The sequence below is a fragment of the Streptomyces sp. F63 genome (genome assembly GCF_018070345.1).
Lineage (GTDB): Bacteria > Actinomycetota > Actinomycetes > Streptomycetales > Streptomycetaceae > Streptomyces.
Map to the genome: position 1 here is coordinate 161696 of NZ_JAGPXX010000011.1, position 12491 is coordinate 174186.

Below are 12491 nucleotides of genomic sequence, written 5' to 3' on the forward strand. Positions count from 1 at the left end.
CGGGAGTTGACCGGTCAGGGGTTGTGCGCGGGACCGGGCCCGGCGGGCGGGCCCGCGGCGGCGGTGCCGCTCACCGGGGGCGCCGGGCGACGACCTGCACCGGATCGCCCAGCCGGAGGGTGCCGGTCCCCTCCGGGATCAGGTTCTGGCCGAAGAGCAGCCGGCCGCCGGCGTTCCGCTTCCGCGCGAGGGTGCGCAGGGGTTCCCTGCCGCGCTCGCCGGTCCGCTGGTCCGTGGTCGTGATCACGCAGCGGGCGCAGGGCTTGACGACCCGGAACACCACCCCGCCGATCCGCACGGCGGCCCAGTCGTCCTCCTCCCACGGCTCGGTGCCGCCGATGACGGCGTTCGGCCGGAAACGGTTCATGGGCAGCGGTCCCTCGTGCGCGTGATCCCCCTCCGCGATCCAGGAGTTCAGCGCGTCGAGCGACGCGGTGGTGGTGAGCAGCAGCGGGAAGCCGTCGGCGAAGCCGACCGTCTCACCGGGCCGTCCGTACGCCGGGTCGACGGGCCGGCGGTGCGCCGGGTCGTCCAGGTGGAGCAGCCGGGTGCCGGCGCCCAGCAGGGCGCTGAACCAGGCGTCGGCCGCCGGGCCCGCGGGCACGGCCTCGACCTCGTCCCGGAAGACCTGCACGGGGACGGTCGCGCCCGGTCCCGGTGCCCCGGCGCGCAGCGGTTCCCGGCCCGGCGCGGTGACCTCGATGCCGCCGTCCGGCAGGGGCGCCGCCCGGAGCCGCGCGAGTCCCGGAACGCTCCGCTGGGTCAGCATGGCGCCGTCCGCTCCGGTCAGCAGCCATCTGCGGTCCCCGGCGAGTCCCCACGGCTCGACCACCGCCTCGTCAGGGGCGTGGCCCGCGAGCGACTTGACGGGGTAGCGGTGCAGCGCGAGGAGGGAGGGGGTCGCCATGGACAGCAGTGTGCCTGCCGTGCCGCTGCCGGACCGTGCCGGGGGGGCGGCGCGGCCGGTTCCGTCAGTAGCCGCGGCCCTGCTGGTACGAGCGCTGCTGGCCGTAGGGATCCTCGTACGGGCCGGGCACCGGGCGCGGGGCGGCCGGGCGGGGAGTCGCCGGGCGCATCGCGTCGTAGCCCGTGCCGCCCGGCTGGCCGCCCTGGTACTGCTGCGGACCGGGGTAGCCCCGGGGGGCGCCGGCCTGCTGCGGGATGTACGGCGCGGGGGCCTGCTGGAGCGGTGCGGGCTGCTGCGGGCCGGGGTAGCCGTAGCCGTATCCCTGCGAGGGCTGGGAGGGGGCGGCCGGCAGCGCGGGGAGCGCCGACGGCAGCGCGGGCAGATTGCCGCCGGTGTCGTATGCCGCGGGCACACGGATCGGCGCGATCTGCGGGGTACCGCGCTCTGCGACGAGGCTGTCGTAGATCGGGGTGTCGGGGAAGGCGGACGCGGAGTAGTAACCGCCGCCATAGGTGGAGCGGGGGGAGGTCATGCTGCATAAGTTAAGCCCATGATGTGCCTATTGGGGAGAGCAGTAAGGGGGTTGTTTCGCGAGTTGGGAGCGGCTGCGGAGCAGCAAGGGGACGGAACCGGACGAATGCCTCCGCCGGACCGCTCCGCACGGGGTGAAGACCTGGTTCCGCTCCGGTGACGCGGGGGTGGCCGGGGGACCCCCGGGGGAGTCGCGGTACCGCATCACGGCCCCCCGGTCATAGGTTGTTCCCGGACGAAGTCGTGCCGCGGACGCGGCCCGGCACGGAGGACCCGAGAGATCGAGGGGGAGAGGCATGGCGATGCGCAAGGGCACCAATGTCCCGGTTCCGGCGCCGGCGGTGCGGGTGGAACTGGGCTGGCGCACGGGCCCCGGCGTACCGGACGCGGACGCCTCGGCCCTGCTGCTCCAGGCGTCCGGGAAGGTCCGCTCCGACGCGGACTTCGTCTTCTACAACCAGCCGGCCCACACCTCGGGAGCGGTCCGGCACGCCGGCAAACGCACCTCCGGCGATCTGGTGACCGACACCCTGGAGGTCGATCTCGCCCGGACCGAGCCGGCCGTGGAGACCGTCGTCCTCGCCGCCTCCGCGGACGGCGGCACGTTCGGGCAGGTCCCCGGCCTCCGCATCCGGGTCCTGGACGCCGCGGACGGCGCGGAGCTCGCCCGGTTCGACAGCGAGGACGCCACCGTCGAGACGGCCTTCGTCCTCGGGGAGCTCTACCGCCGCCAGGGCGCCTGGAAGTTCCGGGCCGTCGGGCAGGGATACGGCTCCGGGCTGGAGGGCCTCGCCACCGACTTCGGCATCACCGTGGACGAGCCCGCCGCGCCGGCCGCCCCGTCCCCCGCCGCGCCGGCCGCCCCGTCCCCCGCGGCCCCCGCCGCGCCGCCCCCGGCGCCGCCCGCGCCCGCCCCGCAGAGCGCACCGGCGCACTCCCCGGCGCCCGCTCCGCCGCCCGCGCCTCCCGCCCCTCCGGCCGCGCCGGTGAGCCTGTCCAAGGTGACGCTCACCAAGGCCGCCCCCACCGTCTCGCTCAGCAAGCAGGGGGGCACCTCCGGCGCCCTGCGCGTCAACCTCAACTGGGAGATGCGCAAGCAGTTCAAGGGCTGGGGCAGCAAACTGGGCCGGGCCATGGCCCTGCACGCCGACCTGGACCTCGACCTGTGCGCGCTCTTCGAACTCCGCGACGGAACCAAGGGCGTCGTCCAGGCCCTCGGCAACGCCTACGGCTCACTGCACCGGCCGCCCTTCATCCATCTGGACGGCGACGACCGCACCGGCGCCAGGGCCACCGGCGAGAACCTCACCATCAACCTCGACCACAAGAGCGACTTCCGCCGCATCCTGATCTTCGTCACCATCTACGAGGGGGCCCGCAGCTTCGCCGATCTGCACGCGACGGTCACCCTCCAACCGCAGCACGGCGCCCCGGTGGACTTCTCCCTCGACGAATGCACCGTCCCCTCCACCGTCGCGGCCCTGGCCCTGCTCACCAACGAGGGCGGCGACCTGGTCGTGCGGCGCGAGGCCCGCTACCTGGTGCCGGAGCGGGGAGTCAGCCCCCAGCGCACCGTCGACCACGCGTACGGCTGGGGCATGAACTGGACCCCCGGCCGGAAGTGACGGCCCGGCAGCCGTTCCCGGACACCGGCCGCCGCCCCGGCGGTCACGGCCCGGCACCCTCCTCGGCGGTGCCGGGCCGCGGCGCGTACACCCGTCCCTTCCACGCGGCCCCCCGGCCCCGCGCGTGCCGTACCGCCGAACCGACCGTCATCACCAGGTAGAGCCCCGCCGTGAACGGCAGCAGCAGCGACGCCTTCCGGGGCAGCCCGTAGTAGCGCAGCACCGGCAGATACGTGCCGGCCATCACCGCCCACGCCAGGCCGCCCGCCACGGCCGCCACCGGGGCCCCGCCCGCCAGGCCGGCCACGAGCGCGACGGGCGGCACCGCGTAGACCAGCAGCAGCCCGAGCACCGTCAGCGCCAGCAGCGCCGGATTGTGCCGCAGTTGCGTGTACGCACTGCGGGCCACCATCTGCCAGATGTCCCGCAGCCGCGGATACGCCCGCACGCTGCGGACCCGGTCGGCCAGTCCCAGCCAGATCCGTCCGCCGCCGTCCCGCACGGCCCGCGCCAGGGCGACGTCGTCGATGACCGCGTCGTGCACGGTCTCCGGGTAACCGGCCCGCTCGGCGGCCTCGTCGCGGAGCAGCATGCAGCCGCCGGCGGCAGCGGCCGTGCGGGTGCCGGGCCGGTTGACCCGGCGGAAGGGGTAGAGCTGTGCGAAGAAGTGGACGAAGGCCGGGACGGCCAGCCGCTCCCAGGGGGTCACGGTGCGCAGCCGCGCCATGAGGGAGAGCAGGTCGAGACCCGAGTGGCGGGCCGCGCTCACCATCTCGCGCAGGCTGTCGCGGTGGTGGACGATGTCCGCGTCGGTCAGCAGCAGGTACTCGGGGCGCGGCGTCCGGGACCGGGCCGCCGCCATTCCGTGCCGCACCGCCCACATCTTCCCCGTCCAGCCCGGCTCGGGCTCCCCGGGGGAGAGAACGGTCAGCGGCAGGCCGCCCCGGCGCACGGAGAGCGGAGGGCGGGCGGCCAGCGCCCGCGCGAGATCCCCGGTGCCGTCGGTGCTGCCGTCGTCCACCAGGAAGATCTCGGCGTACCCGGGATAGTCCTGGCCGAGCAGGGAGGCGAGGCTGTCCCGCAGCACGGCCGCCTCGTCGCGCGCCGGCACGACGACGGCCACCGGCGGCCACCGGGCGGGCTCCCTGCGCTCCGGCAGCCGGACGTCGGTCCGCCAGTAGAACCCCCGGCCCAGCAGGAGCCACCCCCAGGCGGCCAGGGACAGGACGGCGATCGAGGTGAGGTAGGTCACCCGGGAAGTCTGCCGGACCCGGAGAGTGCCGCCGGTGAGCCGCTGCGTGTTTTGGTGCCGGTCATCCGTGTGCCCGGGCGGCGGGCGGTCTCCTTGCGGGGGCACGGCGCCCATCGCATAAGGTTGCCCGGTGAAGATCGCGCTGTTGGACTCCGGGCTGGGACTGCTGGCGGCCGCGGCCGCGGTGCGCGCACTGCGGCCCGACGCGGACCTCGTGCTCTCCTCCGACCCCGCCGGCATGCCGTGGGGCCCGCGCACCCCCGAGGACGTCGCCGGCCGCGCCCTGGCCTGCGCGAGAGCGGCGGCCGCGCACCGGCCGGACGCGCTGATCGTCGCCTGCAACACCGCCTCCGTGCACGCCCTGCCCGCGCTCCGGGCCGAACTGGAGCCCGGCCTGCCCGTGGTCGGCACGGTACCGGCGATCAAGCCCGCGGCGGCCGGCGGCGGCCCGGTGGCCATCTGGGCCACCCCCCTCACCACCGGCAGCCCGTACCAGCGGCGCCTGATCCGGGACTTCGCGGACGGCGTGCCCGTCACGGAAGTGCCCTGCACCGGGCTCGCGGACGCCGTGGAACGCGCCGACGAGGCGGGGATCGACGCCGCTGTGACCGCCGCCGCGGCGCTCACCCCGCCCGGCGTCCGGGCCGTCGTGCTGGGCTGCACCCACTACGAACTGGTCGCCGAGCGCATTCTGGCCGCCGTCCGGCGCCCGGGCGGACCGGCGGTCACCCTGTACGGCTCGGCCGGTGCCGTCGCCGCGCAGGCGCTCCGGCGCATCGGGGCCGAGCCCCGGCCCGGGGCCGCGCCGGAGGGCGGGCTCGTCGTGCTCCAGAACGGTCGGGAAACGGGCCTGCCGGTGGCCGCGCCGGTTTACGCCGAGGGCCGCGTCCTGGGCGCCGCGACCCCCGCCCGCGGCTGATCCGCCCGCCGCTGACCCGCCCGCCCCCGCGCCCGCCCGGCGCGGGCCACGTCAGCTTCCCGGGGCTTCCTCGGCCGGCCTTCCGCCGCCCTCACGGTGGACCCGGACCGGCGCGGCCCCGCCCGGAGCCGCCGCGGCGACGGGCTCCGGGCCCGTTCCGTAGGAGAGCGGCCGGGAGGTGGCGACGCCCGCGAGGAGCCCGGCCGCCACCGTCACCTGCGGAAAGCTCAGGGCGTTGCCGACGCTTGCCAGCGCGGCCAGGGCGGTCAGTGAGGCGCCGGCCGTCAGGACGACCGGCGTGGAGCGCGGCGAGCGCCCCAGGGCGGCCAGCGTCCAGCAGAAGGCGGCCCCCAGCAGCGCCGCTCCGGGGAGGCCCTGCTCGGCGGCCAGTTGGAGCGGCGCCGAGTGCGGCTTGCCGTCCGATCCGGGGGTGTTCCGCACGGTCTCGCTCAGGAACCCGAACGCGTCCGGTCCGGCGCCGAGCACGGGACGGTCGGCCGCCAGCCCGAGGGCGTCCCTCCAGAGCAGCACCCGGTGCTCCGTCAGCCGCCCCTCCAGGGCGGCCGCCGGCCCGTCCGGCAGCGCGTCCCCGGCCATCGCCACCGTACCGCCGGTCACCAGGGCCGCCGTCAGCGCGCAACCGGCCAGCACGGGCGCCCGGCGCCGCGTCCGCGCGACGGCCGAGGAGCACAGCAGCACGACCACGACCACCGCGGCGCCCACCGGCGAACCCAGCAGCAGCGCGGCCACCGCCGTCCCCGCGACCGCCAGCCGCAGCACCGTCCGCGTCGCGGTACGGCGCGCGGCCCAGGCCGCGCAGCACGCCGTGCCCGCGGCGAGCGCCAGCTGGGCCGCCTCCGCCCCGCCGTGGCCGGAGCCGGGCACCACCACGGAGACCGTTCCGGGCAGGGCCCGCGGCGCCGCGAGGGCCGCGAAGCCGCCCGCGAGGGCCGCCACCGCGGGCACGGCGACCGGCAGCAGCGCGCCGCCGATCCGGCCGAACGCGTATCCGGCGGCGACGGCCAGCAGGGCGAGCAGCATTCCCTCGGGCCGCGCGTCGCGGCCTGCGGCGGTGATGAGCGCCCAGGCCGCGCAGCAGCCGAACACCACCACACCGGCGGCGTCGGCGGCGCTGCGGCGCTGCTCCTCCAGGAGACGTCCCGTGGACGGAACCATCCCGTCGACCCCCCAGCTCGGACGGGCACCGTTCACGGCACGGGGCCGCGCGCGGGCATGTGGTGCGCCACACCGTAACGGCTGAGACGGCGGGGTGTGGAGGTGTCCGGCGGGAACAGTGGTCCGGGCATGTGCCACCGGCAGACCTCTAGGCTCGCCCCATGCCCACACCCGACTTCATCCGCGCCCTGCGGGCCACGGCCGGACAGCAACTGCTCCTCCTCCCCGGCGTCAGCGCCATCGTGTTCGACGACGCACAGCGGGTGCTGCTCGTCCGCCGTGCCGACACCGGGCGCTGGTCCATCATCGGCGGCATCGTCGAACCGGGGGAGCAGCCCGCACGGACGGCGGTGCGCGAGGTGTACGAGGAGACCGCCGTCCGCTGCGTACCGGAGCGGCTGGTGCTGGTGCAGACCCTGGAGCCGGTGCGCTACCCGAACGGCGACCTGTGCCAGTTCGTGGACACCTCCTTCCGCTGCCGCGCCACGGGCGGCGAGGCCCGGGTCAACGACGACGAGTCGCTGGAGGTGGGCTGGTTCCCGGTGGACGGCCTGCCGGACCTGGAGGACTTCGCGGTGAGCCGGGTCAAGCAGGCTCTCGGTGACGGACCGGCGTGGTTCGACCCCATGGTCTCCGCGTGAAGTGTGGCCCCGGGCCACATCGGTGGCGGGCCGGGAGCTGCCTAGGGTGCCGGGCATGACCGTGCCTCCCGCGGCGGACGTCGCCGCCGCCCCCGCCCCCCACTCCGTCGACCTGGACCTCACCGGCCGCACCGCGCTCGTCACCGGCGCGGCCGGCGGCATCGGCCGGGCCTGCGCGCTGCGCCTCGCGGCGGCCGGGGCCACGGTCAGAGCCGTGGACCGGGACGGCACCGGCCTGGAGGAGCTCGGCGCCCGGGCCGGCGGCCTGCCGGGCGCCGTGGAACCGCAGCTGCTCGACCTCACCGACCTCGACGCGGCGGAGCGCGCCGCCGCGGGCACCGACGTGCTGGTGAACAACGCCGGGCTGCAACTCGTCCGTCCCATCGAGGAGTTCCCGCCGGAGGTCTTCGCCACCGTCCTCACGGTGATGCTGGAGGCCCCCTTCCGGCTGATCCGCGGAGCACTGCCGCACATGTACGGGCAGGGCTGGGGCCGGATCGTCAACATCTCCTCGGTGCACGGTCTGCGGGCGTCCCGCTTCAAATCGGCGTACGTGGCCGCCAAACACGGTCTCGAAGGGCTCTCCAAGGTGGCGGCGCTCGAAGGCGCCGCGCACGGTGTGACGTCCAACTGCGTCAACCCCGGCTACGTCCGCACCCCGCTCGTCGAGCAGCAGATCGCCGACCAGGCCGCCGCCCACGGGATCCCCGCCGAACGGGTCGTCGCCGACATCCTGCTCGCCGACTCGGCGCTCAAGCGGCTCGTCGAACCGGAGGAGGTCGCCGAGGCCGTCGCCTATCTGTGCGCTCGGCAGGCGTCCTTCATCACCGGCGCCTCCGTCCCCCTCGACGGCGGATGGACCGCGCACTGACCCCCTCCGGCCCGGGGCCCCGCCCGGCCCCGTCTCCGGACGGCGGACGCGGCGGCGGGCGCACGGGCCCGGGGGCGCGGCGGGGAGCCGGACCCGTACGCGTCCCGGGAGCCGCGGGGCCCCCGGCCGCGGCCCGCGGCGCGGCCCCCCGCGGAGGAGGCCGTGCCGCGCCCGGCTGGCGCGCGAGGGTGTACCCCCGGTATGCCTGAGCCCATGCCCCGATCCGAGCCGCCGCCCGCCGCCGCCGATGCCCGCTACCTGGAGCTGCTGTCCCGCGGCGCGGCCGCCGAGGAGTACGAGCAGCCCCTGCTGCGGGCCCGCGCGGCCGGCGCCGGCCCCGAGGAGCTGGCCGCCCTGGAGCGCGGCAAGCTGCTCGCCCTGCGGGTCCGCGGCGAGCTGGAGGGGCGGCGGCGGCGCGAGGCCGAACTGTCGGCTCTGTTCGAAACCGCGCACGACCTGGCCGGGCTGCGCGATCTCGACGCCGTGCTCCAGGCCATCGTCCAGCGCGCCCGGTCGCTGCTCGGCAGCGAGTGCGCGTACCTGACCCTCAACGACCCGGAGGCAGGGGACACCTACATGCGGGTCACCGACGGCTCGGTGTCCGCCCGCTTCCAGCAGCTGCGGCTCGGCATGGGGGAGGGGCTGGGCGGGCTCGTGGCGCAGACCGCCCGCCCGTACGTGACCGAGAGCTACCTGGACGATCCGCGCTTCGAGCACACGCACACCATCGACTCCGGGGTGCGCGACGAGGGCCTCGTCGCGATCCTCGGCGTGCCGCTGATGACCGGCAGCAGTGTCATCGGGGTGCTGTTCGCCGCGGACCGGCGGGCACGGGTCTTCGAACGCGAGCAGATCGCCCTGCTGGCGTCCTTCGCCGCCCATGCCGCCGTCGCCATCGACTCGGCGAACCTGCTCTCCGAGACCCGCTCCGCGCTCGCCGGGCTGGAAGCCGCCCACGCGGTCATCCGGGACCGCAGCGCCGTCATCGAACGCGCCTCGGAGGTCCACGACCGGCTGACCGAACTGGTGCTCCGCGGCGGCGGTGTCCGCGATGTGGCGGAGGCGGTGGCCGAGGTGCTCCGCGGATCCGTCGAGTTCACCGAGGCGGGTCTCTCACCGGGCAGGACGGTGGAACGCTCCCGGTCCGCCGGCCGCGCCGTCCGGGACGGCGACGACTGGGTGGCCGCCGTCTCCGCGGGCGGTGAGCTCTTCGGTGCCCTCGTCCTGCACGGCCACCCGGAACTCGACCCCGTCGACCAGCGCACCCTGGAACGCGCCGCCATGGTCACCTCGCTGCTGCTCATCGCGCGGCGCTCGGCCGGCGAGGCCGAACAGCGGGTCCGCGGCGAACTCCTGGACGACCTGCTGGACGCCCCGGACCGCGATCCGAGCCTGCTGCGCGAGCGCGCGGCACGGCTGACGGCCGATCTGGACGCCCCGCACGTCGTGCTCGCCGCCCGCGCCGGCGACGCCGGAGGCGACGCCGGCGGGAGCGGCGCGGAGACGGCCGAGCGGCGGATCGCCGACCGCCGGCGGCTCTGGCTGGCCGCCTCCCATCTCGCGGCGACGCGGCAGGGCCTGGCCGCCGCCCGTGACGGCGGAGCCGTGCTGCTGCTCCCGGCAGGCCCGGACGAGAGCGCCGCCGAGACCGCCCGGCAGGCCGCCGGACAGCTCGGCACCGCCGTCCGGGGCACCGTCACCGTCGGCGCGTCGGCGCCCGTACCGGCGCCCGTGGCCCGTCCTGGGGCCGTCGCCGCCGCGTACGCCGAGGCCCGGCGCTGCCTGGAGGCGCTGCTCCTGCTGGGACGGGCCGGGCAGGGCGCGGCGGCCGAGGACTTCGGGTTCCTGGGGCTGCTCCTGGCCGACTCGCGGGACGTCGCGTCCTTCGTCCGCCGCACGATCGGCCCGGTCACGGACTACGACGCGCGGCGCGGCACCGAGCTGACCCGCACCATGGAGGCGTACTTCGCCTGCGGCATGAGCCCGGCCCGCACCAAGGACGAGCTGCATGTCCACGTGAACACCGTCGCGCAGCGCCTGGAGCGCGTCGGGCGCCTCCTCGGCGCCGACTGGCAGTCCCCGTCCCGCGCGCTGGAGGTGCAGCTCGCCCTGCGTCTGCACCGGCTCGCCGGGGCGCTCGACCGCTGACACCCGCCCCGGCGCCCGACACCCCGGCGCCACGGGGGGACACCCGGGGGGAACCCGGGGCACCGGGACACGGAAGAGCGCCTCCGCACCCCCTGTCCCAGGGGCGCGGAGGCGCCGTCTCCTGCCGTCCTCTGCGGCGCGCCGCGGGTCAGGCCGTACGGGCCGCCGCCCGTGACGCGGCGGCGCCCGCCGGTTCCGCAGCGGCGTCGCCCTCCGGGTCGAGCTCCGTCAGATCGCGGTGGCGGGTCTCCTTGGCGATCCCGACGGCCAGCAGCGTGAGCAGCGCGGCGGCGATCACGTACAGGGCGATGGGCGTCGAGCTGCCGTAGTCGGCGAGGAGCGCCGTGGCGATCAGCGGCGCCGGGGCGCCCGCCAGCACCGACGAGAACTGCGCGCCGATGGAGGCGCCGGAGTACCGCATGCGGGTCGCGAACATCTCGGCGAAGAACGCCGCCTGCGGGGCGTACATGGCGCCGTGGAAGACCAGCCCCACGGTGACCGCCAGCAGCAGGTTGGCGAAGGTGCCGGTGTCGATCAGCGCGAAGAAGGGAAACGCCCAGAGGCCCACGCCGGCGGCGCCCAGCAGGTAGACGGGCCGGCGGCCGAAGCGGTCCGACAGGGCGCCCCAGACGGGGATCGTGGCGAAGTGCACGGCCGAGGCGATCAGCACGGCGTTGAGCGCGGTCTGCTTGCTCAGCTCCACCTCGGAGGTCGCGTAGACGAGGATGAAGGCGGTGATGACGTAGTAGCTGATGTTCTCGGCCATCCGGGAGCCCATGGCGATCAGCACGTCCCGCCAGTGGTGACGGACCACGGCGACCAGCGGCGTCCGCTCGGCGGCCGGCTTCTCGGCGGCCTTGCGCGCCTCGGCCCGCTCCAGTGCCTGCCGGAAGACGGGGGACTCGTCGACGGCCAGCCGGACCCACAGCCCGATCGCGACGAGCACGCCGGAGAGCAGGAACGGGACGCGCCAGCCCCAGGCCATGAAGGCGGCGTCCGACAGCAGGGCCGTCAGGACCGCGAGGACACCGGTGGCGATCAGCTGCCCGGCCGGCGCTCCCGTCTGCGGCCAGGACGCCCAGAAGCCGCGCCGTTTCGCGTCACCGTGCTCGGAGACCAGCAGGACCGCGCCGCCCCACTCGCCGCCCAGCGCGAAGCCCTGCACCAGCCGCAGTACCGTCAGCAGCAGCGGGGCCGCCGTGCCGATGGTGGCGTGGGTGGGCAGCAGACCGATGGCGAACGTCGCGCCGCCCATCAGCAGCAGGCTCAGCACCAGCAGCTTCTTGCGGCCCAGTTTGTCGCCGTAGTGGCCGAACACCAGGGCGCCGACGGGGCGGGCGGCGAAACCCACGGCGTAGGTGAGGAAGGCCAGCAGGGTGCCGACGAGGGGGTCGGAGCCGGGGAAGAACAGCTGGTTGAAGACGAGCGCCGCGGCGGCACCGTAGAGGAAGAAGTCGTACCACTCGATGGTGGTGCCGATGAGGCTCGCGGCGACGACGCGCTTGAGCGGGGTGGAGTTCGGTGGAGCGGGTGCCGTAGCAGCCATGGGTCACCACTTCCGGGGGCGGTTCGGGGACGTTCGTGTCGCCACACCGTAGGAACGCGCAGGTCACCGGCACATGTGGTGGGACACCACACTTCGGCGGCCGGGGGTGCGCCCGGCACCCATGACACGGCCGGCACGGGCGCCGCCCGGAGTGAAACCCGCGCGGACCGCCCCGCGTGTCCCTGGGGCCACTCATATCCCTCTCCGGACACACGGCAGGAGCGCGTATGACCTCGCCAAGAAGACACCCGGCGGCACTGGCCGGTGCCGTTCTGGCCATCCTCACCGTCCTCACCTGGGGCGTCGCCCGGGGCTCGGTGCCGGCCGAACCGTCACCGCCCGCCGGCGCACGGGTCACGACGACCCCCGGCCTGCCCGCCGAGGCACGGTCGGAGCTCTACTCGGTCACCGTCGGCGGCAGGACCCCGACGACTGTTGGGAGCACACCGTGAAGATGGTGCAGCTGGGCACCGACGGGTTCCGCTTCCACGACGTCACCGTCGTCAACGCCCCGCACTGGGTGGTCAGCGGCTACCGCGACGACCAGATCACCGCGGCGGCCGATGACGAGTCGGAGTTCGGCGGCACCGTCGAGGGCGTCAAGGTGCTCGGGAACTGGGGGTGGAACGGCGACGGGATCCCCGCGCTGCGGAACACCACCGTCAGCAACTGCTTCGTCTCCGCGTTCGACGACGCCTTCAAGCTCTACAGCCCGGGTGCGACCGTCCGGGACAACACCCTCTGGCAGGTGACTCCACCCACGCGTAAACGCGCGGGCTTCCTGCGTCGGTGGCTAAGCCGCCGCGCAGAGGACCAGCCCGGCCCTGTTGAGGACGTTCGTCGCGCCGGCGTGGTCCGCGTTCGCCGCGAACCCG

The 12491-nt window shown here is 75.7% G+C and carries 12 protein-coding genes; 7 read left to right on the forward strand and 5 right to left on the reverse strand.

Annotated features, from left to right (window positions below):
* Positions 1–70: 70 nt before the first annotated feature.
* Entirely contained in the window at positions 71–907 is an 837-nt protein-coding gene (locus KBZ10_RS14740; protein ID WP_210988063.1) for an MOSC domain-containing protein, read from the reverse strand.
* Positions 908–971: 64 nt separating this feature from the next.
* Positions 972–1439 carry a DUF6643 family protein gene (locus KBZ10_RS14745; RefSeq protein ID WP_210988064.1) on the reverse strand — a complete coding sequence of 156 codons (468 nt, stop codon included), beginning with the start codon at positions 1437–1439 and terminating at the stop codon, positions 972–974.
* A gap of 301 nt (positions 1440–1740) precedes the next feature.
* Between KBZ10_RS14745 and KBZ10_RS14750 the strand changes: the two genes are divergently transcribed.
* Positions 1741–3063, forward strand: coding sequence for a TerD family protein (locus tag KBZ10_RS14750; RefSeq protein ID WP_210988095.1), 1323 nt, complete (start codon positions 1741–1743; stop codon positions 3061–3063).
* Positions 3064–3106: 43 nt separating this feature from the next.
* Here the strand turns inward: KBZ10_RS14750 and KBZ10_RS14755 are convergent, their stop codons facing one another.
* Positions 3107–4315: a glycosyltransferase gene (locus KBZ10_RS14755; protein ID WP_307847432.1), complete on the reverse strand. Its 1209-nt coding sequence runs from the start codon at positions 4313–4315 to the stop codon at positions 3107–3109.
* Between the two features lie 130 nt (positions 4316–4445).
* Here KBZ10_RS14755 and KBZ10_RS14760 point away from each other — a divergent pair, with 130 nt between their 5' ends.
* Positions 4446–5234, forward strand: coding sequence for a glutamate racemase (locus KBZ10_RS14760; protein ID WP_210988066.1), 789 nt, complete (start codon positions 4446–4448; stop codon positions 5232–5234).
* Between the two features lie 51 nt (positions 5235–5285).
* On the opposite strand, the gene KBZ10_RS14765 is transcribed toward KBZ10_RS14760, so the two are convergent.
* Entirely contained in the window at positions 5286–6410 is a 1125-nt protein-coding gene (locus tag KBZ10_RS14765) for an O-antigen ligase (protein WP_210988067.1), read from the reverse strand.
* A gap of 161 nt (positions 6411–6571) precedes the next feature.
* On the opposite strand from KBZ10_RS14765, the gene KBZ10_RS14770 reads away from it, so the two are divergent.
* From KBZ10_RS14770 to KBZ10_RS14780, 3 genes are all read left to right on the forward strand, one after another.
* Positions 6572–7051: an NUDIX domain-containing protein gene (locus KBZ10_RS14770; RefSeq protein WP_210988068.1), complete on the forward strand. Its 480-nt coding sequence runs from the start codon at positions 6572–6574 to the stop codon at positions 7049–7051.
* Positions 7052–7106: 55 nt separating this feature from the next.
* A complete protein-coding gene (locus KBZ10_RS14775; protein ID WP_210988069.1) occupies positions 7107–7922 on the forward strand; it encodes a 3-hydroxybutyrate dehydrogenase in 816 nt (271 codons plus the stop codon).
* Between the two features lie 213 nt (positions 7923–8135).
* Positions 8136–10070, forward strand: a complete 1935-nt coding sequence (locus KBZ10_RS14780; protein WP_247702368.1) for a GAF domain-containing protein — start codon at positions 8136–8138, stop codon at positions 10068–10070.
* Between the two features lie 148 nt (positions 10071–10218).
* Here the strand turns inward: KBZ10_RS14780 and KBZ10_RS14785 are convergent, their stop codons facing one another.
* The gene (locus KBZ10_RS14785) at positions 10219–11616 is read right to left on the reverse strand and encodes an MFS transporter (RefSeq protein ID WP_210988071.1); all 1398 of its coding nucleotides are present in this window, start codon (positions 11614–11616) and stop codon (positions 10219–10221) included.
* A 227-nt stretch (positions 11617–11843) separates the two neighbouring features.
* On the opposite strand from KBZ10_RS14785, the gene KBZ10_RS14790 reads away from it, so the two are divergent.
* Both KBZ10_RS14790 and KBZ10_RS14795 read left to right on the forward strand, forming a co-directional pair.
* On the forward strand, positions 11844–12068 hold the full coding sequence (locus KBZ10_RS14790; protein ID WP_210988072.1) for a hypothetical protein: 225 nt from the start codon (positions 11844–11846) through the stop codon (positions 12066–12068).
* A partial coding sequence (locus KBZ10_RS14795; protein ID WP_210988073.1) for a hypothetical protein occupies positions 12065–12491 on the forward strand: 427 nt, incomplete at its 3' end. The genes KBZ10_RS14790 and KBZ10_RS14795, both read left to right, overlap by 4 nt.

Coding starts and splice junctions, on each gene's coding strand:
- KBZ10_RS14785 (WP_210988071.1), bottom strand. CDS start 11,616: ATGGCTGCTACGGCACCCGCTCCACCGAACTCCACCCCGCTCAAGCGC.
- KBZ10_RS14770 (WP_210988068.1), top strand. CDS start 6,572: ATGCCCACACCCGACTTCATCCGCGCCCTGCGGGCCACGGCCGGACAG.
- KBZ10_RS14790 (WP_210988072.1), top strand. CDS start 11,844: ATGACCTCGCCAAGAAGACACCCGGCGGCACTGGCCGGTGCCGTTCTG.
- KBZ10_RS14745 (WP_210988064.1), bottom strand. CDS start 1,439: ATGACCTCCCCCCGCTCCACCTATGGCGGCGGTTACTACTCCGCGTCC.
- KBZ10_RS14775 (WP_210988069.1), top strand. CDS start 7,107: ATGACCGTGCCTCCCGCGGCGGACGTCGCCGCCGCCCCCGCCCCCCAC.
- KBZ10_RS14740 (WP_210988063.1), bottom strand. CDS start 907: ATGGCGACCCCCTCCCTCCTCGCGCTGCACCGCTACCCCGTCAAGTCG.
- KBZ10_RS14765 (WP_210988067.1), bottom strand. CDS start 6,410: ATGGTTCCGTCCACGGGACGTCTCCTGGAGGAGCAGCGCCGCAGCGCC.
- KBZ10_RS14780 (WP_247702368.1), top strand. CDS start 8,136: ATGCCCCGATCCGAGCCGCCGCCCGCCGCCGCCGATGCCCGCTACCTG.
- KBZ10_RS14750 (WP_210988095.1), top strand. CDS start 1,741: ATGCGCAAGGGCACCAATGTCCCGGTTCCGGCGCCGGCGGTGCGGGTG.